The organism is Limnohabitans sp. Jir72 (genome assembly GCF_003063575.1).
In the GTDB taxonomy this organism is placed as follows: Bacteria; Pseudomonadota; Gammaproteobacteria; order Burkholderiales; family Burkholderiaceae_C; genus Limnohabitans_A.
Window position 1 is genome coordinate 213,647 of record NZ_NESC01000003.1, and the last position, 22,637, is coordinate 236,283.

22 protein-coding genes are annotated in these 22,637 nt (G+C 61.5%); 15 read left to right on the plus strand and 7 right to left on the minus strand.

Annotated elements, in window-relative coordinates; genetic code table 11:
- Window positions 1-168 precede the first annotated feature (168 nt).
- The 5 genes from B9Z52_RS17595 (at window position 169) to B9Z52_RS05840 (ending at window position 5,332) form a co-directional block, all read left to right on the plus strand.
- On the plus strand, window positions 169-507 hold the full coding sequence (locus tag B9Z52_RS17595; RefSeq protein WP_146182796.1) for a hypothetical protein: 339 nt from the start codon (window positions 169-171) through the stop codon (window positions 505-507).
- The gene (locus B9Z52_RS05825) at window positions 467-1,963 is read left to right on the plus strand and encodes an AMP nucleosidase (protein ID WP_108412894.1); all 1,497 of its coding nucleotides are present in this window, start codon (window positions 467-469) and stop codon (window positions 1,961-1,963) included. Before B9Z52_RS17595 ends, B9Z52_RS05825 begins: the two co-directional genes overlap by 41 nt.
- 3 nt (window positions 1,964-1,966) lie before the next feature.
- Window positions 1,967-2,869 carry a diacylglycerol kinase family protein gene (locus tag B9Z52_RS05830; protein ID WP_108412895.1) on the plus strand — a complete coding sequence of 301 codons (903 nt, stop codon included), beginning with the start codon at window positions 1,967-1,969 and terminating at the stop codon, window positions 2,867-2,869.
- A gap of 103 nt (window positions 2,870-2,972) precedes the next feature.
- On the plus strand, window positions 2,973-3,920 hold the full coding sequence (gshB, locus tag B9Z52_RS05835) for a glutathione synthase (protein ID WP_108413007.1): 948 nt from the start codon (window positions 2,973-2,975) through the stop codon (window positions 3,918-3,920).
- Between the two features lie 80 nt (window positions 3,921-4,000).
- Complete coding sequence (locus B9Z52_RS05840) at window positions 4,001-5,332, plus strand: carbohydrate porin (protein WP_233251833.1); 1,332 nt, start codon at window positions 4,001-4,003, stop codon at window positions 5,330-5,332.
- Window positions 5,333-5,344: 12 nt separating this feature from the next.
- Here the strand turns inward: B9Z52_RS05840 and B9Z52_RS05845 are convergent, their stop codons facing one another.
- The 4 genes from B9Z52_RS05845 to B9Z52_RS05860 all read right to left on the minus strand — a co-directional run bounded on the left by B9Z52_RS05845 (window position 5,345) and on the right by B9Z52_RS05860 (window position 10,206).
- Window positions 5,345-6,109 carry a class II glutamine amidotransferase gene (locus B9Z52_RS05845; protein ID WP_108412897.1) on the minus strand — a complete coding sequence of 255 codons (765 nt, stop codon included), beginning with the start codon at window positions 6,107-6,109 and terminating at the stop codon, window positions 5,345-5,347.
- 3 nt (window positions 6,110-6,112) lie between these two features.
- Entirely contained in the window at window positions 6,113-7,597 is a 1,485-nt protein-coding gene (locus B9Z52_RS05850; RefSeq protein WP_108412898.1) for a DHA2 family efflux MFS transporter permease subunit, read from the minus strand.
- Window positions 7,594-7,812, minus strand: coding sequence for a cysteine-rich CWC family protein (locus B9Z52_RS05855; RefSeq protein ID WP_108412899.1), 219 nt, complete (start codon window positions 7,810-7,812; stop codon window positions 7,594-7,596). The genes B9Z52_RS05850 and B9Z52_RS05855 overlap by 4 nt, the downstream gene beginning before the upstream one ends.
- A 162-nt stretch (window positions 7,813-7,974) precedes the next feature.
- Window positions 7,975-10,206 carry a malate synthase G gene (locus B9Z52_RS05860; protein WP_108412900.1) on the minus strand — a complete coding sequence of 744 codons (2,232 nt, stop codon included), beginning with the start codon at window positions 10,204-10,206 and terminating at the stop codon, window positions 7,975-7,977.
- A 184-nt stretch (window positions 10,207-10,390) separates the two neighbouring features.
- Between B9Z52_RS05860 and B9Z52_RS05865 the strand changes: the two genes are divergently transcribed.
- On the plus strand, window positions 10,391-11,311 hold the full coding sequence (locus tag B9Z52_RS05865) for a LysR family transcriptional regulator (protein WP_108412901.1): 921 nt from the start codon (window positions 10,391-10,393) through the stop codon (window positions 11,309-11,311).
- 76 nt (window positions 11,312-11,387) lie between these two features.
- On the opposite strand, the gene B9Z52_RS05870 is transcribed toward B9Z52_RS05865, so the two are convergent.
- Entirely contained in the window at window positions 11,388-11,684 is a 297-nt protein-coding gene (locus B9Z52_RS05870) for a PsiF family protein (protein ID WP_108412902.1), read from the minus strand.
- A gap of 176 nt (window positions 11,685-11,860) precedes the next feature.
- Between B9Z52_RS05870 and argS the strand changes: the two genes are divergently transcribed.
- The 9 genes from argS (at window position 11,861) to B9Z52_RS05915 (ending at window position 20,577) form a co-directional block, all read left to right on the plus strand.
- Window positions 11,861-13,558 (plus strand): arginine--tRNA ligase, encoded by a 1,698-nt coding sequence (gene argS, locus B9Z52_RS05875; RefSeq protein ID WP_108412903.1) that lies wholly within the window; start codon window positions 11,861-11,863, stop codon window positions 13,556-13,558.
- Window positions 13,559-13,564: 6 nt separating this feature from the next.
- Window positions 13,565-14,218, plus strand: a complete 654-nt coding sequence (locus B9Z52_RS05880; protein WP_108412904.1) for an SPOR domain-containing protein — start codon at window positions 13,565-13,567, stop codon at window positions 14,216-14,218.
- Between the two features lie 36 nt (window positions 14,219-14,254).
- A complete protein-coding gene (locus B9Z52_RS05885; protein ID WP_108412905.1) occupies window positions 14,255-14,887 on the plus strand; it encodes a thiol:disulfide interchange protein DsbA/DsbL in 633 nt (210 codons plus the stop codon).
- 134 nt (window positions 14,888-15,021) lie between these two features.
- Complete coding sequence (gene lptA, locus B9Z52_RS05890; RefSeq protein WP_108412906.1) at window positions 15,022-15,645, plus strand: lipopolysaccharide transport periplasmic protein LptA; 624 nt, start codon at window positions 15,022-15,024, stop codon at window positions 15,643-15,645.
- The gene (gene lptB / locus B9Z52_RS05895; protein ID WP_108412907.1) at window positions 15,642-16,400 is read left to right on the plus strand and encodes an LPS export ABC transporter ATP-binding protein; all 759 of its coding nucleotides are present in this window, start codon (window positions 15,642-15,644) and stop codon (window positions 16,398-16,400) included. The genes lptA and lptB overlap by 4 nt, the downstream gene beginning before the upstream one ends.
- 37 nt (window positions 16,401-16,437) lie before the next feature.
- Window positions 16,438-17,976 (plus strand): RNA polymerase factor sigma-54, encoded by a 1,539-nt coding sequence (locus B9Z52_RS05900; protein WP_108412908.1) that lies wholly within the window; start codon window positions 16,438-16,440, stop codon window positions 17,974-17,976.
- Between the two features lie 13 nt (window positions 17,977-17,989).
- The gene (locus B9Z52_RS05905; protein ID WP_199222043.1) at window positions 17,990-19,309 is read left to right on the plus strand and encodes a class I SAM-dependent RNA methyltransferase; all 1,320 of its coding nucleotides are present in this window, start codon (window positions 17,990-17,992) and stop codon (window positions 19,307-19,309) included.
- Window positions 19,306-19,776: a putative toxin-antitoxin system toxin component, PIN family gene (locus tag B9Z52_RS05910; RefSeq protein WP_369907856.1), complete on the plus strand. Its 471-nt coding sequence runs from the start codon at window positions 19,306-19,308 to the stop codon at window positions 19,774-19,776. The genes B9Z52_RS05905 and B9Z52_RS05910 overlap by 4 nt, the downstream gene beginning before the upstream one ends.
- Window positions 19,777-19,791: 15 nt before the next feature.
- On the plus strand, window positions 19,792-20,577 hold the full coding sequence (locus tag B9Z52_RS05915) for a YecA family protein (RefSeq protein ID WP_108412910.1): 786 nt from the start codon (window positions 19,792-19,794) through the stop codon (window positions 20,575-20,577).
- A gap of 12 nt (window positions 20,578-20,589) precedes the next feature.
- Here the strand turns inward: B9Z52_RS05915 and B9Z52_RS05920 are convergent, their stop codons facing one another.
- Together B9Z52_RS05920 and B9Z52_RS05925 are read right to left on the minus strand one after the other, a co-directional pair.
- The gene (locus tag B9Z52_RS05920; RefSeq protein ID WP_108412911.1) at window positions 20,590-21,519 is read right to left on the minus strand and encodes an alpha/beta fold hydrolase; all 930 of its coding nucleotides are present in this window, start codon (window positions 21,517-21,519) and stop codon (window positions 20,590-20,592) included.
- On the minus strand, window positions 21,519-22,496 hold the full coding sequence (locus B9Z52_RS05925) for a tripartite tricarboxylate transporter substrate binding protein (protein ID WP_233251842.1): 978 nt from the start codon (window positions 22,494-22,496) through the stop codon (window positions 21,519-21,521). The genes B9Z52_RS05920 and B9Z52_RS05925 overlap by 1 nt, the downstream gene beginning before the upstream one ends.
- Between the last annotated feature and the right edge of the window lie 141 nt (window positions 22,497-22,637).

Genomic DNA, 22,637 nt, shown 5'->3' on the forward strand with positions numbered 1-22,637 from the left:
CACCGCGATGGCTGACCACACCACAACGTTCAGCAACACAACCATCTTGGTGGATTAAAGCAGCAGCAGCTCAGCCTGCAAAACCCTGAACTGCAAAAAGCCTGTAGAACACCGGCTGAAGCATGTCCGACGCGGGCAAAGCCATCATTGACACCTCGGACACTGGCCGTGAGCGGTATTTTTGAACTGCCCGATGGCACCTCGCCGCACGAGCTACGCAACACTGCAGTCACAGGCAAGCGCAGCAATATGCTGGCACACTCGGCCCAGTTTGAATACAAAACTGCCGTCCGACAAGTCGATGCGGGTCCAAGCGGCAGGAAAGGCTGGTGCGACCTGCTCCACTTGAAATTCGAAGCTGCTGTATCAGCACCCGACCCCTACAGCATCTACAAACTGATCAACTACGGCGGCAGACACCAAAAGGGGCCACAAGGACCAAGCAGCCATTGGGCACAATGGGGCCATGCGAACCCCCATCCCTTTCATCGCCCCCGAAGTTTTTGACAACGCCGATGCGGCCTTGGCCCGCGTGCAGGCCATTTACGCGCAAAGCGTGACGCACCTGCGCCAAGCCATGCAGCGCTTTGTGGCCGGTGACGAGCTGCACGACCGGGTGCGCGCTTGCTACCCCTATGTGCGGCTGGAGACGGCCACCGACTGGACGCCACCAGACGACGCCGAAGCCGAGTTGCTGAGTTATGGCTTTGTGGCCAGCGCCGGGCAGTACGCCACCACCCTCACCCGCCCGGACCTGTTTGCCACGTATTTGCGCAAGCAGTTCGAGCTGTTGATCCTCAACCACGGGGTGCGGTTGGAGGTGGGCACGAGCAAGGAGCCGATGCCCGTGCATTTTTCGTTTGCAGAAAACGAGCACATGGAAGGCGAGATGAGCGCTGCACGCCGCGCCCGATTGCGCGATGTGTTTGACTTGCCCGACCTGACCGCGATGGACGACAGCATTGCCAACGGCACTTGGCGCGGTGCGCAGGGCCAGGCCGAGCCGCTGTCGCTGTTTACCGGGGCGCGCACCGACTATTCGCTGCACCGCCTGCGGCATTACAGCGGCACCAGCCCGGCGCACTTTCAGAACTATGTGCTGTTCACCAACTACCAGTTCTACATCGACGAGTTCATCGCGCTGGGCCGCGCTGAGATGGCCAAGCCGGACAGCCCCTATGTGGCTTTTGTGGAGCCTGGCAATGTGGTCACGCGGCGTGTGGGCCTGAGCACCGAGCCTGACGATGCCCTGGGTGCCACGCCACCGCGCCTGCCGCAAATGCCGGGCTACCACCTGGTGCGCGAGGGGCACAGCGGCATCACCATGGTCAACATCGGGGTGGGCCCGGCCAACGCCAAGAACATCACCGACCACATTGCGGTGCTGCGCCCGCACGCTTGGCTGATGGTAGGCCACTGCGCGGGCCTGCGCACCACGCAGCAGCTGGGCGACTATGTGCTGGCCCACGCCTATGTGCGCGAAGACCATGTGCTGGACGAAGAGCTGCCGCTGTGGGTGCCGATTCCGGCGCTGGCCGAAATCCAAGTCGCGCTGGAAAAAGCCGTGTCGGAAATCACGGGCTGCCAAGGCCATGAGCTCAAACGCCTGATGCGCACTGGCACCGTGGCCAGCACCGACAACCGCAACTGGGAGCTGCTGCCCGACAACACGCCGCAGCGGCGTTTCAGCCAAAGCCGCGCCGTGGCCCTGGACATGGAAAGCGCCACGATTGCGGCCAACGGCTTTCGCTTCAGGGTGCCCTACGGCACGCTGCTGTGCGTGAGCGACAAGCCGCTGCACGGAGAGATCAAGTTGCCCGGTATGGCCAACCACTTTTACCGTGAGCGGGTGAACCAGCATTTGCAAATCGGCATCCGGGCGCTGGAACTGTTGCGCGCCGCAGGCCCGGCCCAACTGCACAGCCGCAAGCTGCGCAGCTTTGCCGAGGTGGCGTTCCAATAGGTCATGACACAGGTCCTGCTGAACCCCCACGCCCAAGGTGGCCGCGCTTCGCGGATACGGCCTGCCCTGAACGCATGGCTGCAGGCGCATTCGCCGGACGTGACGCTGTCAGCGCCCAGCACCTTGGCCGAAAGCGTGGCGCTCTTGCGCAGCTTGCCGACCGGTAGCCGCGTGGTGGCGGTGGGTGGTGACGGCACACTCAACCGCTGGCTGCCCGCCGTGCTGGAACGCCAATTGACCTTGGGCCTGCTGCCCATGGGCAGTGGCAACGACAGCGCTCGGGGCTTGGGCCTGCAGGGCGTGCCTTGGGCGGATGCCCTGGCCCACGCCCTGAGGGCCTCGCCGCAGACGGTGGACACCGGCCTTGCGAGCTGGAGCGACATGCAAGGCCATGAGCACCACACGCCATTTTTGTCGAGCCTGACGGCGGGTTTTGATTCGGCCGTGGGTTTAAGAGCGCTGAATGGGCCACGTTGGTTGCGGGGTTTGCCGCGCTATTTGTGGGCCACGCTGAGTGAATTGCTGCATCTGAAGGTTTGGGATCTGCATGTGCACAGCGATGGCCAGTGGCTTCACCAAGGGCCGGCCCTGTTTGCATCCAGCCTGAACACACCCACCTTTGGCTCGGGCATCCCTGCCGTGCCACTGGCACGCATGAACGATGGGCAGTTGGATCTGCTTTTGGCCGGGCCCTTTTCGCGGACAGGGGCTTTGCTCATGCTGCCACGCCTGTTGATGGGCTGGCATTTGAGCCACCCACGCATTGACACCCGTGCATTTGAGGCTCTGACGATCGCCTGTACCCGTGGCGTGCCGCTGGCGGCCGATGGCGAGTACTTGGGGGTGGCCAAGCACGTGGTGGTTCGCAACCGCCCGGCCAGCTTGCAAATCGTCCGCGCCATTTGAAGCTGACCACCCAAGTTTGCATAGGCGGGTACAGCCCCCACCTGTGGCTCGCACCAAGGCCCTGCGATCTCGGACCTGAAGGTCACGACCTACAATGCCCAGCATGAAAATCCTCTTCGTAGCAGACCCACTCGAATCGTTCAAGATTTACAAGGACACGACCTTTGCCATGATGCGCGAGGCGCAAAAGCGCGGGCATCAGGTGGCCGCATGCGAGATGACCGATGTGCGCTGGCAGCGCGGCCAATCGGTGTCGGCCCTGGTCCGCGAGATTCGCCTCACAGGCGACGCCGATGTGTGGTTTGTCGAGACTGGCAAGGCCCGCGCTGCTCTGAAGGATTTTGACGCGGTGCTCATGCGCAAAGACCCGCCCTTTGACAGCGAATTTTTCTACGCCACCCACCTGCTGAGTCAGGCCGAGCGCGAAGGCGCGAAGGTCTTCAACAGCCCAGCTGCGCTGCGCAACCACCCCGAAAAGCTGGCGATTTTGGAGTTCCCCCAGTTCATCGCGCCCACGCTGGTCACGCGCAACGAGGCGGACATCCGCGAGTTCCACGCCACGCATGGCGACATCATTTTGAAGCCGCTGGACGGCATGGGCGGCATGGGCATTTTCAAGGTGGGGGCCGACGGCCTGAACCTGGGCGCGATCATCGAGACACTCAACCGTGACGGCGCACAAACCGTGATGGTGCAAAAGTTCTTGCCCGGCATTGCACAGGGTGACAAGCGGGTGCTGCTGATCGGCGGCAAACCCGTGCCGTTTTGCCTGGCCCGCATTCCACAAGGCGGCGAGGTGCGTGGCAATCTGGCCGCTGGTGGCAAGGGCGTGGCACAACCGATTTCGGCACGCGACCGCGAGATTGCCGAAACGCTGGGTCCGATCCTGATGGCCCGTGGCCTGATGCTGGTGGGCCTGGACATCATTGGCGAGAGCCTGACCGAGATCAACGTGACGAGCCCGACCTGTTTTCAGGAAATCACGGACCAGATGGGTTGCGATGTGGCAGCGCTGTATGTGGATGCCATTGAGCAAGCGCTGGCCGCTTAAAAAGCCGCATGAGATGCCCTGTCATCGGGCATTCATGCCCACGCGATAGGATCGGGTGTTTTTCCGATTTGTGAATACCCATGCATTCTTTTTCAATGATCCGCTTTTTACTGGGCTTAGGCCTGCTGGGCTTGGGCCTTTCTGCGTGGGCGCAAGAAACCGAGAACACCTCGGCCCGCTACCAAAGCACTTACAACTGGCAGCAGCACCCAAGCTTTGGCAGCAGCGGCGCCACCTCGGCCAACAGCCTGAGCGCGCAACGAGAGAAGATGTACACCTTCTCACTCACAGGCCATTGGGGCTTGCGCCTTGAATCGGGTGCTGAGGTGTATGCCAACGTAGAACTGGCTTCGGGCGTTCCGTTCAGTGACAACTTGGTGGGCCTGGGCAGTTTCACCAACGGCGAGATCACCCGCGCTGCGGGTACCACGCCCAAGCCCTATTTGCAACGCCTGTTCTGGCGCAAGACCTGGAACCAGGGCGGCGAGAAAGAACAGATCGCCTCCGACTTCAACCAGATGGCCCAGGTGGTCGACAAGAACCGCTTTGTAATGACGGCGGGCAACTTCTCGACGCTGGACGTGTTGGACGACAACGCCTATGCCAAGGACCCGCGCACCCAGTTCATGAACTGGAGCCACTGGACTTATGGTGCCTACGACTACGCCGCCGATGCCCGTGGCTTTGGCTGGGGCGTGGCTGGCGAATGGTACCAAGGCGATTGGGTGCTGCGCGCAGCCCGCATGACCGGCCCCAAAAAGCCCAACGAATTGCAAGTCGACACCGACTTGCTGCGCCACTATGGCGACCAGGTCGAGGTGGAGCATGCCCACACGCTGATGAACCAGCCCGGCAAGGTGCGTGTACTGGCCTGGCGCAACCGCGCTGTGACGGCCAGCTTCAAAGATGCGACCGCCTACCTGCTGGCAAACCCCGACAGCAACCGGCAAGCGTTTTTCAATGTGCGCCAGGGCGAGAAAATCAAATACGGTCTGGGCGTGAACCTGGAGCAGGCTGTATCGGATCAGGTGGGGGTTTTCCTGCGGGCCATGAAAGCCGATGGCCGCACCGAAACCTATGCCTTCACCGAGATCGATGCTTCTCTGTCAGCAGGTGTGCGCGTCAACGGTGCCGCTTGGCAACGCGGCCAGGACAGTGTGGGCTTGGCGTTCATGGAAAACCGTTTGTCACGCGACCGTCGCGAATTTCTGGCGGCAGGCGGCATTTCGTATTTCATTGGCGATGGCCAGTTGCAATACAAACCCGAGCGCGGGCTGGAGACCTTCTACAGCTGGGGCATCAACCGCCAAACCTGGTTGACGGCGGACTACCAGTACATCCAGAACCCGGCCTACAACGCGCTGCGTGGCCCGGTGAATGTGTACGCGGTGCGATTGCACGCAGAATTTTGAGGCACTGCGCGTTCAGCGCATCAAATCGCCGTCTTCAAAGGTGTACACCCGCCCAGGCTCAAACGCCACCCAAGTCTCGTTGGTGGTCAAAGGCTGGGTGACGACCACGGCAACGCGGTCGGTCTCGCGGGTGTGCTCGGCAAAGTTCACACTCAGGTCTTCGTCGCTCAAGGTCGCTTGGCTGAAGGGGTGGCGGCGCAACACGTAGTGCAGCTGCGTGTTGGCATATGCCCACAAGGCCTGGCCGTTGGACAGCAAGAAGTTGAAGGTGCCGTGCTTGGCGATGTGTGGCACCAGCTCGCGCAACGTGAGCGACAGCTCTTGCACGCTGGGCACGCTGGCGTGTGACTTGGCCAGCTCCTGCATGATCCAACAAAAGGCGCGCTCGCTGTCCGTCTGCCCCACGGGTTTGAAGTTGCCGTGCAGGCGCGGCTCAAAGTCGACCAAGTTGCCGTTGTGGGCAAACACCCAGTAGCGGCCCCAGAGCTCGCGCACAAAGGGGTGGCAGTTTTCCAGACTGACCTCGCCTTGCGTGGCTTTGCGGATGTGGGCGATGACGTTTTTGCTTTTGATCGGGTAACGGCGAATCAACTCGGCAATCGGTGAGCTGCTGGCGCTTTGGTGGTCCACCATGTGGCGCACGCCGCGCCCTTCAAAAAATGCAATGCCCCAGCCATCGCCATGGTGGTCGGTGATGCCGCCGCGCTGCGCAAAGCCGCTGAAGCTGAAAGTGACATCGGTGGGGGTGTTGCAGTTCATGCCGAGCAGTTGGCACATGGGTCAGTCTTTCTTGTGGGCGGGCGCGGACATGAGCCAGGCCGGGATGATGGCCAAAGCCGTGAGCACGGCCAAAAACCAAAAGGTGTCGTGAAAGGCCAGCAAGCGGGCATGGGCGTCGCCCGCGCCCAGCAAAGCCACGCCCTTGGCAGCCAGCCGCCACTCGAGCACGATGGCGCACAGGCTCACGCCGGCTGCGCCGCCGAGCATGCGCAAGAAATTGACCACACTGGCACCCTGCGGGATCAGGTGCGCAGGCATGCCCTGCATGGCGCCGAGGTTGAGCGAGGGCAAGATGAAGCCCAGCCCCACGCGGCCCACAATGGTCCACAGCCACAGCGTGAGCAAGCCTTTGTCCGGGTCCACCGTGCTCATGAGCGCAAACGAGCTGGCCAGCAAGGCCAGGCCCACCAACACCAAACGCCGTTTGTCGGTGCGGTCGGCCCAGCGCCCCACCAGCGTGATGGTGATGGCCAACATGAAGCCCGCTGGCAACAAGGCCGAGCCCACATACGAAGCCGACAAACCCAAGCCGCTTTGCATGAACACCGGCAGCAAATAGGTGGAACCAAAGAGCGCGGTGCCATAGGTCACGGCCACCAAAGAACCCATGAGAAAACTGCGGTGGGTGAACACCCGCAAGTCCATCAGCGGCGCCTGCGCACCGGTGGCGTGGTGCTGAAAGCGCCGCTGCAAGCGCATTTGCCAAGCCACAAAGCAGGCGGCCATGAAGGCGGCACCCAGCAGCAAAGGCAGGCCCTGCGCTGTGCCCGATTCGCGCCACGCCACCATGCCATTGAGCAAGAGCACGGTGCCCACCAGCGCCATCAACAGCCCCCACCAGTCCAGGCGGCCCGAAGCGGCATTGGCCTGCACGCCGCCGGGTGCGGTGGTGGGCACATAGCGCCGCGCCAGCCAAAGCGCCGCCAGCGCCAGCGGCACGACCATGAAGAAGATGGAACGCCAGCCAAACGCATCGACCAGCAAGCCGCCCACGCTGGGGCCAATGGCCGGGGCCAGCACCACGCCGGTGCCAAACAAGCCGCTGGCGCGGCCGCGTTCTTCGGGGGCAAAAGCGTTCATGATGATGATCACAGGGATCGGCTGCACCACACCGGCAGCCAGGCCCTCCACAATGCGGGCCACCAGCACCCAGCTGTAGTCGTCGGCCAAGCCACCGGCAATGCCGCCACCCAGCAGCATGAGCATGCAAATTTCGTAGGTACGGCGATAACCAAAACGCGAGAGCAACCAGGGCGTGGTCAGCATGGACACGGTCATGGCCACCATGAAGCCCGAGCTGACCCACTGCACCCGCGTCTGGCCCAGCGTGAAATGCTGGCTCATGTCGGGGATCGCCACGTTCATGATGGTCGACGACATGACCGAGGCCATGGTGCCCAGCATCACCGACAAAAGCAGCAGCCAGCGGTGGCGCTCGCCATAACGGGCTTTGAGGGCCTGCAGGCTGTGGGTATCGTGGCTCATGTCGTCCGTGCTGTTTTTTGGACACAGCCCTGACAAATGCAGGCCTTGCCTTTGGCCGCATCTGGAATTTGCTGCAACAAAGCTGCGCTGAATTGTTCGCGGGTGCACCAGCAAGCCGCTTGCGCATTTGTGGGGGCCTGTGCCGCCATGGCGCAACGGTTGTCTTGCCCGCACAGGGGGCAACGACAGGGGTCTAGGGTGGAACAAACGCTCATGGCCTGATCATGGACATCAAAGCCCCAAGTTTAGGGCTTGGCGGCGGTGCGTCTGTGATGGCGAAAACAAATCGGGGCTGAAGCCGCCGACCTACAGTGTGTCTTGTAGGTCGGTGGCTTCAGCCCCGACAGGAGTCCCCACGGGTGTGGGGACAAAGGAGATCAGGCTGCTTTCACCTTCAGGCGCCAAGCGTGCAACAGGGGCTCGGTGTAGCCAGAAGGCTGTGCCTTGCCTTTGAAGACCAGATCGCAAGCGGCTTTGTAAGCCGCCGACTTGGCAAAGTTACCGGCCATGGGCTGGTAAGCGTCGTCGCCCGCGTTTTGTGCGTCGACCACGGCAGCCATGCGTTCCATGGTGGCTTGCACTTGGGCTTCGGTCACCACGCCGTGGTGCAGCCAGTTGGCCATGTGCTGGCTGCTGATGCGCAGCGTGGCGCGGTCTTCCATCAGGCCCACGCCGTTGATGTCGGGCACCTTGGAGCAGCCCACGCCCTGGTCAACCCAGCGCACCACATAACCCAAGATGCCTTGGGCGTTGTTGTCGAGTTCTTTTTGCTTGTCTTCGTCCGACCAGTTGGCCGCGTCTGGGGCGACCACAGGGAACTGCAGCAAAGCGTTGAGGGTGGTTTCGCGCAACTCTTTGGCGTCTTGTTTGGCGACCGCTTTTTCCATCTGCTTTTGCAAGGCAGGCACGTCCACCTGGTGGTAGTGCATGGCGTGCAGCGTGGCGGCGGTGGGGCTGGGCACCCAGGCGGTGTTGGCACCGGCCAGGGGGTGGCCGATCTTGGCTTTGAGCATGTCGGCCATCAGGTCGGGCATGGCCCACATGCCTTTGCCGATCTGGGCACGGCCGCGCAGGCCACAGGCCAGGCCCACGTTGACGTTGTTCTTCTCGTAAGCGGCCAGCCAAGTGCTGTTCTTGATGTCGCCCTTGCGCATGACGGGGCCGGCCAGCATGCAGGTGTGCATCTCGTCGCCGGTGCGGTCCAAAAAGCCGGTGTTGATGAAGGCCACGCGGCTTTTGGCAGCAGCGATGCAAGCCTTGAGGTTGGCGCTGGTGCGGCGCTCTTCGTCCATGATGCCCAGCTTGACGGTGGAAGGCTTCATGCCAATGACTTTTTCCACGCGGCCAAACAGCTCGTTGGCAAAGGCGACTTCGGCCGGGCCGTGCATCTTGGGCTTGACGATGTAGACGCTGCCGGTGCGGCTGTTGCGCAGAGGGTGCGACGATTTTTTCTGCAAGTCGACCAAGGCGCAGGTCACGGTGATCATCGCGTCCAGGATGCCCTCGGGGATCTCTTTGGTGCTGCCGTCTGCAGCTTTGTAAAGGATGGCGGGGTTGGTCATCAGGTGACCGACGTTGCGCACAAACATGAGCGAACGGCCGTGCAGCTTGACGGTGCCTTTGCCGGTGGGCTTGGTGTATTCGCGGTCACCGTTCATGGTGCGGGTGAAGGTCTTGCCGCCCTTTTGCACTTCTTCGCTCAAGGTGCCCTGCAAGATGCCGAGCCAGTTGGCGTAGGCCAACACTTTGTCGTCAGCATCCACAGCGGCCACCGAGTCTTCCAAGTCCAAGATGGTGGACAAGGCGCTTTCAGCGATCAGGTCGGACACGCCAGCCGGGTCGGTCTTGCCGATGGGGGTGGTCTTGTTGATTTGCAGGTCGAGGTGGATGCCGTTGTGCACGAACAGCACCGAGGCAGGCGCCTTGGCATCGCCGGTGTAGCCCACGAACTGCTTGGCATCGGCCAGCGTGGTGTTCTTGCCATTGGCCAAGGTCACGACCAGCTTGCCCGCTTTGACGATATAGCCCTTGCTGCCCACGTGCGAGCCGGTCTTCAGGGGGGCGGTGCGGTCGAGCACGTTGCGGCAGTAGTCGATGACTTTGGCGCCGCGCTTGGGGTTGTAGCCCGTGCCTTTTTCGCAACCATCGGCTTCGCTGATCGCATCGGTGCCGTACAGCGCGTCGTACAAAGAACCCCAACGGGCGTTGGCGGCGTTCAGGGCGTAGCGGGCGTTCAAGATCGGCACCACCAGCTGAGGACCCGCCAGCTTGGCCAGTTCGGCGTCCACGTTGGCGGTGGTGGCTTGGGCATTGCGGGGCTCGGGCACCAGGTAACCGATCTGACTCAGGAACTTGCGGTAGGCCTTCATGGCCTTGCCTTCGGCCACAGGGCCGGGGTTGGCGGTGTGCCACTGGTCCATGGCGGTCTGGATGCGGTCACGTTCGGCCAGCAAGGCGATGTTCTTGGGGGCCAGATCGGCCACGATGCTGTCAAAGCCAGCCCAGAACTTGTCCTTGTCCACGCCGGTGGCGGGCAAAAGGGTGTCGTTGATGAAGCTCAGCAAAGGGTTGGCCACTTGCAGCTGGTGGATCGCGGTGCGTTCGGTCATGGGAACCTCGGATGTTGGAAAAAGGAATACGGACACTCTGCCAGCCCACACGCCTTGCGGTGCGGAACACTTTGCAGCTTGGAAAGGACTTTATTCTAAGTTTCGATGCGGATAAAGACGACAAAAATTCATTAACCCATGACTTTTTTGCACAAATACACGGCAAATCAGCATAATTGCCGTCATGGACAAGCTCAAAGCTTTCGACACCTTTGTCTCGGTTGCCACCAAGGGCAGCCTGACGGCCGCTGCCCGTGGCGAGGGCGTGGCCCCGGCCATCATCGGGCGCAGGCTGGACGCGCTGGAAGAGCACCTGGGCGTGAAGCTGCTGGTGCGCACCACGCGGCGCATCACGCTCACCCACGAAGGCAGCGCCTTTTTAGAAGATTGTCAGCGCTTGCTCTCCGATGTGGCCAACGCAGAAGCCAGCGTGTCTGCAGGCGGCGTCAAGGCCAGCGGGCATTTGCGCATCACGGCACCCGCCGGTTTTGGGCGCCGCCATGTCGCACCACTGGTGCCCAAATTCCGCGAACTGCACCCCGATGTGACCATCTCGCTGAACCTGTCAGACCGTGTGGTGGACCTGGCGGGCGAGGGCTTTGACTGCGCGGTGCGCGTGGGCGATTTGCCCGACTCGTCTTTGGTAAGCGTGCGCATGGCCGACAACCGCCGCTTGTGTGTGGCCACACCGGCCTACCTGGCCCGGCGCGGCACACCTGAGCAACCGTCCGATTTGCTGCAGCACGACTGCCTGACCTTGTCGAGCGATGCTTCGCAGACGCGGGGCTGGGCCTTTCGCACACCGGACAGCAGCGATGTGATTCATCTGCGCCCCGGTGGCCCCTTGGACTGCTCGGACGGTCAAGTGCTGCACGACTGGTGTCTGGCCGGTTACGGCATCGCCTGGCGCAGCACCTGGGAGGTCGAGGCCGAAATTCAGGCTGGCCAGTTGGTGGCGGTGCTGGAAGACTATGCCGCGCCACCCAATGGGATTTTTGTGGTGTTTCCGCAGCGCAAGCATTTGCCTTTGCGGGTGCGCCTGTGGATCGATCACCTGAAGCTGCACTACGGTCAAACCGAGTTCTGGCAAGGCACCAGCCTGTGAACACGGGCCATAAAAAAGCCTGACAAAGGTCAGGCTGGGTCAGGCGGTCAACGGGGCAGGCGCCCCGCTGCGCTCATCACTTTTTCAGGCATTCGGACATGAAGGCTTTGCGCTCGTCGCCCTTCTTGCCGGTTTCCTTGGCTTCAGCGTTGCAAGTTTTCATCTTGTTTTGCTGAGTTTCTTTTTTGTTGGCGCTCAGGCACTCTTTCATGAAGGCCTTGCGCTCATCGCCTTTTTTGCCGTCGGCATCCTTGTTGCAGGTGGCCATTTTGCTTTGCTGGGGTGTTTTTTCAGCGGGGGCCGGGTCTGCGGCCTGCGCCCAACCCGAAGCCAATGCCAAACCCAAAGCCAGAACTGTGAAACCGTGACGCATATGAAACTCCCTGATGGTGAAGATGGATGGTGGCGCGACATGCATTCCAACGCCACGTGCATTAGGGCATTTGGGCAGGCGATTTGTCCAGCTTGGGCTTGTAATCAACTGTAAATGAACACACACACAAAAGCGTTCATCCATTCAGACCAGGCCACGCCCCGTAAAATCCACCCATGCTTTCTGCCAAACAACATTTGCTCGCGGCCTTGGCCGCCGAGCTCGACAAACTCCAGCCCGGCGCCGGTAGCCGTGCTGCCTTTGAATCCCCCAAGGTCGCCGCCCATGGCGACTTGGCTTGCACAGCCGCCATGCAGCTGGCCAAAGCCCTGAAACAAAACCCCCGGCAACTGGGCGAAGCCCTGCGCACCGCCTTGCTGGCCACCCCCGCTTTTGAGCGCTGGGTGGACGCCATCGAGCTGGCTGGCCCGGGCTTCATCAACATCAGACTGAAAGACGCGGCCAAGCAAGCCATCATTCACGAAGTGCTGCAAGCGGCCGAGTGCTTTGGCGACCAGCCTGCGCAAGCCAACAAGGTGCTGGTCGAGTTCGTCTCGGCCAACCCCACAGGCCCGCTGCACGTGGGCCACGGCCGCCAAGCGGCTTTGGGCGACGCGATCTGCAATTTGCTGGCCACACAAGGCCAGCAGGTCTACCGCGAGTTCTATTACAACGATGCGGGCGTGCAAATTGGCACCCTGGCCAAAAGCACCCACATGCGCGCCTTGGGTGTCAAGCCGGGCGACGATCGCTGGCCAACCGACCCCGAGAACCCCGAAAGCAAGGCGTTCTACAACGGCGACTACATCCAGGACATCGCCAACGACTTTCTGGCCAAAAAGACCGTCAAGTCCGATGACCGCGAGTTCACCGCCAGTGGCGATGTGAATGACTTGGACGGCATGCGCCAGTTTGCTGTGGCTTATTTGCGCCACGAGCAAGACCTGGACCTGAAGGCCTTTGACGTCAAGTTCGACAACTACTACCTGGAGTCCAGCCTGTACACCAGCGGCAAGGTCGACGCCGCCGTGCAAAAGCTCAAAGACGCAGGCAAGACCTACGAGCAAGACGGCGCGCTGTGGCTCAAATCGACCGATTACGGCGACGACAAAGACCGCGTCATGCGCAAAGGCGACGGCACCTACACCTACTTTGTGCCCGATGTGGCCTACCACATCACCAAGTGGGAACGCGGCTTCACCCGCGTGGTCAACATCCAGGGCACCGACCACCACGGCACGATTGCCCGCGTGCGTGCGGGCCTGCAGGCGGCCAATGTCGGCATTCCCGAGGGCTACCCCGATTACGTGCTGCACACCATGGTGCGCGTGATGCGTGGCGGTGAAGAGGTCAAAATTTCCAAGCGCGCAGGCAGTTACGTGACCTTGCGCGACCTGATCGAATGGACCAGCAAAGACGCGGTGCGTTTCTTCTTGCTGTCGCGCAAGCCGGACACCGAATACATCTTCGACATCGACTTGGCGCTGGCCCAAAACAACGACAACCCGGTGTACTACGTTCAGTACGCCCATGCCCGTATTTGCTCGGTGCTGGCGGCTTGGGGTGGCGACAAGGCCAGCCTGACGCACGCCGAACTGTCGCCTCTGCAAAGCCCACAGGCCCACGCGCTGATGCTGGCCCTGGCCAAGTACCCTGAGATGCTGACCTCTGCGGCCAACGACTTCGCGCCGCACGACGTGACCTTCTATTTGCGCGACTTGGCTTCGCTGTACCACAGCTACTACGATGCTGAGCGTATTCTGGTGGATGACGAAGCAGTCAAAAAGGCCCGTTTGGCATTGGTCGCTGCCACCGCGCAAGTGCTGCACAACGGTCTGAAAGTTCTGGGCGTTTCAGCACCTCAAAAAATGTGAATCAAGATGGTTAAAAAATCTCAACACGGCGGCACATTCATTGGCTTCATCATGGGTTTGGTGGTGGGTTTGGCCAGCTCACTGGCGGTTGCAATTTATGTGACCAAGGTGCCCACCCCCTTTTCCAACAAGAACCAACCAAGGTCATCTGAACAGGACAGCGCCGAAAGTCAGAAAAACAAAGATTGGAACCCCAATAACATTTTCCAGCCCAAAGCCCCCGCCGAAGGGCCTGCAACAGCTGTTAACGATGCGCCGGCCAAACCGGTCGACGCCCCTGTCAACAAGCCCACCGCCGAAACCGTCAAATCAGAGCCTGCAAAAGTCGAAAGCCGACCCACCGTCACGGCTGACCCGCTGGGCGACTTGACCAAAGCCAAGTCAGGATTAACCACCGCTGCACCCACGCCCACCGGATCAGACCCTTTTGATTACGTCATTCAGGTTGGGGCCTTTCGCAGCACCGCTGACGCAGATGCCCAAAAAGCCAAACTGGCACTGATGGGCATGGACGCCAAGGTGTCTGAACGCGACCAAGGTGGGCGCACGGTTTACCGCGTGCGCTTGGGACCCTTTGCCGACAAAACAAGCGCCGAAAAAATTCGCACCCGACTGGAAACCAACAGCATCGAGAACACCTTGGTGCGCGTTCAGCGCTGAGCCTCTACAAACCATCCAACCGCTTCAGGAGCCTTCATGAAACGTCGTCATTTCTCTTCCGCATTGCTGGCCACGTCGGCTTGGGTCAGCCAATCAACTGCTTGGGCGCAAGCTTTGTTCAAAGCGGGCAAAGATTATTACCCGCTCGAACGCCCTGTGGCCACCGATGTCGACAAGGGCAAGATTGAGCTGATCGAGTTCTTCTGGTACAGCTGCCCCCATTGCAACGCCTTCGAGCCCACATTTGCGCAGTGGATCAAGACCGCACCCAAAGATGTGGTCGTCCGCCGCGTGCCTGTGGCTTTTCGAGATGACTTCGCACCCCAGCAACGCCTCTTCTACGCCCTCGAGGCCATGGGCTTGCTCGAGAGCTTGCATGCCAAAGTATTCGCTGCCATCCATGTGGAAAAGCAAGCCCTCAACACCGAGACAGCCATTGCAGACTGGGTCTCCAAACACGGCGTTGACAAAATCAAATTCACCGAGACCTACAAATCGTTCGGCGTGGCCAGCAAGCTCAAGCGTGCGGTACAACTGCAAAACGATTACAAGGTCGAGGGCGTGCCTTCTTTTGGCATTGCCGGGCGTTTCTACACGGATGGCTCAATCGCAGGCAGCATGGAGCGCGCCATCAAGGTGGCCGAATCCCTGATCGCGCAAAACCGCTGACACGACCGACTGCACCTGTCACATCCATTTGGTGCAAAGCCCGCCAAGGAAACCCCAGGCGGGCTTTTTTTATGGACAGTCCAGATCGGGCAACGCTTGCGCCTACAATCAAAAAGTGATCACCAGCAAGATTCATGCCTTTTAAAGCCTTTTCCCGCTTCACCGCCTTCATAACCCTTAGTCTGACGCTGCTCGGCGGGCCCGCGCTTGCCGAAAAAGCCGACAAAGACAAACCCATGAACATCGAGGCGGACAATATGCGCCACGATGAGGCCAAAAAAACAAGCCAGTTCACGGGCAATGTGGTCGCCGTCAAAGGCACCATGGTCATGCGTGCGGCCCGCATGGAAGTTCAAGAAAACGACCAGGGTCAACAAATCGCCTACTTCTGGGCTGCCCCCAAAGAGCGGATTTTCTTTCGCCAAAAACGCGATGGTCTGAACGAATACACAGAGGGCGAGGCCGAGATGGCCATCTACGACAAGCAGTCGGATGTGATGACCCTGATCCAACGTGCTGAAGCCCGCGTCTTGCGTGGCACCGAAGTGAGCAACCAAGTCACCGGCCAAAAGATCGTCTACAACAACACCACCGAAGTGATGAGCGTGGATGGACAAGCCAAAGGACTCAACCCCAGCGGGCGCACAGAACGCGTGCGCGCCGTACTGACGCCCCGCAAAGACGGTGCAGCACCCGCCGCCTCAAGCACCCCGATGCTGCGCACCAGCCCAGATCTTGGCGAAAGCAAGAAACCATGAGCGATACCTCCGTCGGCAGCCGACTGCAAGCGCGGCACCTGAAAAAGGCCTATGGCAGCCGCAAGGTGGTGCACGACGTGTCAGTGCAAGTGGCCAAAGGCGAGGTCGTCGGCCTGCTCGGCCCCAATGGCGCAGGCAAGACCACTTCGTTTTACATGATCGTCGGCTTGGTGCGCGCCGATGGCGGACAGATCCTGATCGACGGGCAGGACGTCACGCGCATGCCCATTCACAAGCGCGCGCGCATGGGTCTGTCCTACCTGCCGCAAGAAGCCTCAATTTTCCGCAAGCTTTCAGTGGCCGACAACGTCCGCGCCATCCTGGAATTGCAAACCGATGCCCATGGGCATGCCTTGAGCCGTGCGGACGTTGAATCGAAACTGAACGAACTGCTCAGCGATTTGCGCGTGGACCACCTGCGCGACTCGCCCGCCGTGGCCTTATCGGGCGGCGAGCGCCGCCGGGTGGAAATTGCCCGTGCCCTGGCCACCGACCCGCGCTTCATCTTGCTGGACGAACCGTTTGCGGGTATCGATCCGATCGCCGTGATCGAGATCCAGCGCATCATCGCCTTCCTCAAGCAGCGCGGCATTGGTGTGCTGATCACCGACCACAACGTGCGCGAGACCTTGGGCATTTGCGACCACGCCTTCATCATCAGCGACGGTCATGTGCTGGCCCAAGGCACCCCCGAAGAGATTGTGGCCAACGCCGATGTGCGGCGCGTCTATCTGGGCGAACACTTCCGAATGTGATGCGCCCTGCTTTGAACCCTGACATGAAAGCCGCAGCGTGAAACCGGGTCTGTCGCTGCGCATGTCGCAGCACCTGGCGCTCACGCCCCAGTTGCAACAATCGATCCGCCTGCTTCAGTTGTCCACGCTGGAGTTGACGCAAGAAGTTGAGCAAATGCTCGACGAAAACCCGTTTCTAGAACGCAGCGATGAAGAGGCCCCGCAAGAGGCCTTCGGCCTAGAGCAGGCCGACAGCCGCGTGAGCCTGGGAGACCGGGTGAGCGAAAGCGCCACCGAATCCAGCCACGACGATGGGCCCAGCGAAGTCACGGGCGAAGCGGTTGCAGATGTGGCCGAGAGCTGGGACGGCGACGGCAGCGTCGAGATGCGTCCCGACGACAGCGAATGGGGGGGCGAAGCCGGATCGCGCCAAAACAAGGGCGAAGACACCGCCGACGCCACCGAGCTGGCCCGCAGCGTCGGCTCGCTCACCGACTTTTTGCACCGCCAAGCCCTGTCCCTGCGCCTGTCCGAAATCGACCGTGCCGCGCTGCGCTTTCTGATCGAGTCGCTCAATGACGATGGCTACCTGACCGACACCCTGCCCGAGCTGGCCGCCAGCCTGGCGGGCACAGATGACTTTGAACAACTCGACGAGTTGGTGCACCGCTTCACGGTGGCACTGGGCTTGTTGCAATCGCTCGAACCCGTGGGCGTGGGCGCACGAGACCTGGCCGAATGCCTGCGCATCCAGATCAAGGCCTTGCTGCAAGACGACCCGACCCACGCGACCATGCAAGCCGCGCTCAAAGTGTGTGGCCAGCCCATGGAATTGCTGGCCAAGCGCGACTTCAAGCGTCTGGCTGTGCTGACCGGTGACAGCGAGGCGCTGATCAAAGCGGCCATCCCCTTCATTGCCCGGCTCGAACCCAAGCCTGGACGCCCCTTTGTGCAAGCCGAGCAAAACATCATCGTGCCCGACGTGATCGTGACCAACCTGCGCAAAACCGGCGCGCCCAAGTTCCGCATCCAGCTCAACCCCGATGTGATGCCCAAGCTGCGCGTGCACGACATCTATGCCAACGCCTTGCGCGGTGGCAAGGGCGAGTCGCACGCAGGCCTTCAGCAACGCCTGCAAGAAGCGCGTTGGTTCATCAAGAACATCCAGCAGCGCTTTGACACCATCTTGCGCGTGTCCTCAGCCATCGTGGAGCGACAAAAGAACTTCCTGGTGCAAGGCGAGCTGGCCATGCGCCCGCTGGTGCTGCGCGAGATCGCCGACGAGCTGGGCATGCACGAGTCCACCATCAGCCGCGTGACCACGGCCAAATACATGTCCACGCCACAAGGCACCTTTGAGCTGAAATACTTCTTTGGCTCGGGCTTGGGGACCGACAGCGGCAATGCGGCGTCGAGCACCGCGGTGCGCGCCTTGATCAAACAACTGGTGGCCGCCGAAAGCCCGGCCAAACCCCTGTCGGACAACCAGATCTCGGAAATGCTCAAGGAGCAAGGCATCGACTGCGCCCGCCGCACCGTGGCCAAATACCGCGAAGCCCTGAAGATCGCGCCCGCCAATCTGCGCAAAACACTTTGAGAAACCTGCTGCCGTGAACTCACTCCAACTTTTCATGCCCTGCGCCGCCGGCGTTGAAGGCTTTCTGGCCGACGAAATCCACCAGATCACCGGCCTGACGGGCCAAGACCTGCTCACCGCTCGCGGCGGCGTGATGGCACGCGCTTCGTGGCGCGATGCCCAGCGCATCAACCTGCACAGCCGCCTGACCCAGCGCGTGCTGGTGCAGCTGTCCGAGACGCCCTACCGCAACGAAAACGACCTGTACCAAGCCGCCAGCGCGGTGGCCTGGGAGATTTGGTTCACGCCCAAACAGACCTTCAAGATCGAGATCACCGCGCAACACAGCCCGCTGACCAGCCTGAACTTTGCAGCGCTCAAGATCAAAGACGCGGTGGCCGACCGCTTTCGCGCCAAGCGCGGCGAGCGCCCCAGCGTGGACACCACCTGGCCCGACGTGCGCATCTACGCGCACGTGACGCCGGAAACACTCAACCTGTACATCGACACCTCGGGCGAGCCTTTGTTCAAGCGCGGCTGGCGCACCGACAAGGGCGACGCGCCCCTGAAAGAAACCCTGGCCGCCGCCATGATCGCCGCCAGTGGCTGGGACGCCACCGTGCCTTTGTACGACCCTTGCTGCGGCAGCGGCACCATCCCGATCGAGGCGGCTCAAATCGCCTGCGGCATCGCGCCCGGCTTGCAGCGCCGCTTTGGCTTTGAAAAGCTGCTGCCCTTCCAGAACCACGTGTGGCAAGGCCTGATCGAAGAGGCCCGTGACCTGGAACACGAACCTACCGCGCCGGTGTTTGGCAGCGATGTGGCCTTCCGGATGGTGGATTTTTCGGAGCGCAATGCCGAGCGGGCGGGCGTGTCCGGTGTGATCGAGTTTCGGGGTGGTGATGCCCTGCAGCGCATGCCGCCCAGCGAGGCCCCCGGCGTGATGCTGCTCAACCCACCTTATGGCGAGCGCATTGCCGCCGCCGGTGTGGCTGGGCGTGGGCGCGACAACTTCCAGCCGGGAGCCCTGGCCAGTTCGCGTGCAGCAGACCAGAGCCACCACCGCGAAACCGCCCAAACCGACGACGGTGGCGACTTTTTTGCCCAATTGGCCAGCCACTGGAAGAAGAACTACAGCGGCTGGAGCGCCTGGATGCTCACGCCCGACCTGAAGCTGCCCAGCAAAATGCGCCTGAAAGAATCGCGCCGCGTGCCCATGTGGAACGGCCCGATCGAATGCCGCTTGTTCCGCTTTGACATGGTCAAGGGCAGCTTGAAGCGCGTGCCTGGCGACGGCACCAACAGCCCAGCGGGCACGCCCGGCCCCGACGCCTCGGGATCGTCTGCACCATGAGCATGGAGCTGGGCGCGGCTCTGCTGGAAGGTCTGGGTACAGACGGGGCGAAAACCCCGGTGCGCCGCGTGCTGGACACCAACATCGTGCTCGACCTGTGGGTGTTTGACGAACCCAAGGCCGAGGCACTTCGCACCAGCGTTGAGAGCGGCAGCACGCAGTGGCTGGCCACCGCCGCCATGCGCGAAGAGCTGGCCCGCGTGCTGGCCTACCCGCAAATCGCCAAACGCCTGACGCACCGCTGCTTGACCGCCAGCACCGTGCTCGGCCACTTTGACCGCTTGGCGCAATTGCAGCCCGATGCCCCCAAAGCCGAATACGCCTGCAAAGACCCGGACGACCAAAAGTTCATCGACCTGGCCGTGCAACACACCGCCGCCTTGCACAGCAAAGACGCGCAAGTGCTGTGCATGCGCAAGCGCCTGGAGCGCTGCGGCGTGGCGCTCAACCCTACAATCCTCGCCTGAATACAGGAACACACCATGAACACCACCGCTGGCTTGCAAGCCGAAGACTTCGACACCCTGGACAACATCCTCGACGACCTGCGCGAGCGTTTTGAAGAAACGCCGCAATGGGAGTTCTGCGAAGGCTTCATGGCCGCCATGGTGTGCAGCCGCCGCCCCATCCCAGAGAGCGAATGGCTGCCCATGCTGTTGGGCGTGGACGAAGGGACAGATGCAGGTGAGGACGGCGGCAGCTTTGCCGACGATGCACAGCGTGCGCAATTCCTGTCACTGTGGCAGCGCCGCTTTGACGAAATCAAGCTGTCGCTCGACACCCCGGTGGAAGCGCTGGACGACGACAAAGCCTACGCCCCCGAGGTGATGGACGTGCGCGGTGCGATCGCCACACTGCCCGAAGAAGAACGCGCCGAAATCGACGACAACGAAATCCCCTCCTTCGCACAAGTCTGGGCGCTGGGCTTCATGTTCGCGGTCGAAAACTGGGCCGACGAATGGGCCGCCCCCAAAGACAAAGAAGCCGCCAAGTGGCACGACCTGTCGCTCGAAGCCATCGTGGCCCTGACCGAAGACGATGCCGACACGCCCACTTTGTCAGCCTTGTCCGAAGACGGCCCGCCCAGCGTGAGCGAGAACCGACTGAACGCCTACGGCGAAGCACTGTGGGCCGTGTACGACCTGCGCGAAATCTGGCGCAACATCGGCCCCCGCGTCGAACAAGTCATCAAGGCAGCCACCCCCGGTCGCAACGATCCTTGCTCGTGTGGCAGCGGCAAGAAATACAAGAAGTGCTGCGGGGCTTGAGCGCCTGCTGACTCAGTAGAAAAAACCAGTCAGTGCTTCGCTGGTCGCCTCGGGCAATTCTTCGGGAATGAAGTGGCCCGCAGGCATGGCCTGGCCCGAGACACGCCCTGCGCATTGGGCTTGCCAAAGCTCAAGCGGTTTGAAGAGGCGGTTGACCACCCCACGCTCACCCCAGAGCACCAAGGTGTCGCAGGCAATCTTGTGTCCTTGTGCACGGCTTTCGCGGTCGTGCTCCAGGTCAATGCCTGCGCTGGCACGGTAGTCTTCGCAGGCACTGTGGATGGCGGCAGGCTGGCCATTGGCATTGAGCGCAGGATGGCAGAAACAGCGTTCGTATTGGGCCAAGGCTTCGGGCTCGATGTAGCCCAGGCCTTGGCTGCCCCAGCCGCCCAGCTTGGCGTGCAGATATGACTGAGCGTTGCCTGCGATCATGAACTCGGGCAAAGGTGCGGGCTGGATCAGGTGAAACCAGTGGTAATACGCTCGGGCGAAGTCCATGTCGGTGCGGGCGTACATATCGAGGGTGGGCGCAATGTCGATCACACACAGCTTTTTTACGCGCGCGGCATGGTCCAGCGCCAGCCGATGGGCCACACGGCCGCCACGGTCGTGGCCGCACAGATAAAAATCGTCCACGCCCAAAGCATCGAGCAAACCAATCACCTCTTGCGCCATGGCCCGCTTGCTGTAATGGGCATGCTCGGCATCGCCCACCGCGTGTGACGAGTCGCCGTAACCACGCAGGTCGGGCATGACCAGGCGGTAGCGCCCCCGCAGCAGCTGGGCCACGCGATGCCACATCACATGGGTTTGTGGAAAGCCATGCAGCAAGACCAGCACCGGCAGGTGCGCTTGCGCAGACCAGTCCGATGATTGCCGAAAGGCCACGGGCAAACCCTGAACGTTCAGACACTTGCGTTCAAATCCGTCAAACCAGGCCATCAGTCCACCTTGGCACCTGAGGCCTTGACGACTTCGGCCCACTTTTTGTGTTCGCTGTCGATGAGGGCGGTGAATTGCGCGGGCGTGTTGCCGCTGGGAATGGCACCCAAGGTGGCCAAGCGCTCTTTCATGGCGGGTGTGGCCAGGGACTTGGCCACTTCTTGCTGGATGCGGCTGACCACATCGGGCGGTGTGCCTGCGGGTGCCAGCAGGCCAAACCAGCTGCTCGCTTCAAAGCCTTTGAGGCCCGCAGCTTCCTCAACCGTGGGCACATCGGGCAAAGCCGCCGAGCGCTGGGCGCTGGTCACAGCCAAGGCCTTGATCTTGCCGCCCTTGATGAGCTGCATGGCCGAGGGCAGGTTGTCGAACATCACGTCCATGTTGCCGGCAGCCAGGTCGAGCAAGGCCGGGCCCGAACCACGGTAGGGAATGTGCGCCATGAAGATGCCGGTCTTGCTTTTGAACAACTCGCCCGCCAGGTGTATGGAAGTGCCATTGCCGCTGGAAGCCATGTTGAGCTTGCCCGGATTGGCTTTGGCGTACTTGATGAAGTCGTTCACGTTGTTGATCTTGTTGGCCGCAGCTTTGTCCACGTTGACCACCATCACATTGGGCACACCGGCCACCAGGGTGATGGGTGCAAAGTCCTTGAAGGGGTCATAGGGCAGCTTGGGGTACAGGGCCTTGTTGATGCCGTGCGTGCCCACGGTGCCCATGAGCAGGGTGTAGCCGTCACCGGGCGACTTGGCCACGATTTCAGTGCCCAGGTTGCCGCCCGCGCCGCCTTTGTTTTCGACCACGAACTGCTGGCCAAATGCCTTGGACAACTCCGGTGCAACGGCTCGGGCCAGGATGTCGGTGGTGCCGCCGGGTGTGAAGGGCACCAAGATCTTGACGGGCTTGGTCGGCCAGGGGGTCTGGGCCCCAGCAGACACGCCGATCAACGACAACGCCAAGGCGGCTGTGTTCCATAACATACGGCGAGTGAAAGGGGTCATGTGCGTCTCCAACATCAGGGTTACCTGCCCATGATGCCATGCCAGGCCCAAAAAACTGTCACCGGTGCGATGGCCTTTCATCAGGGATTGCGAGCATGTTCTTCATCCAAAAATACTTCT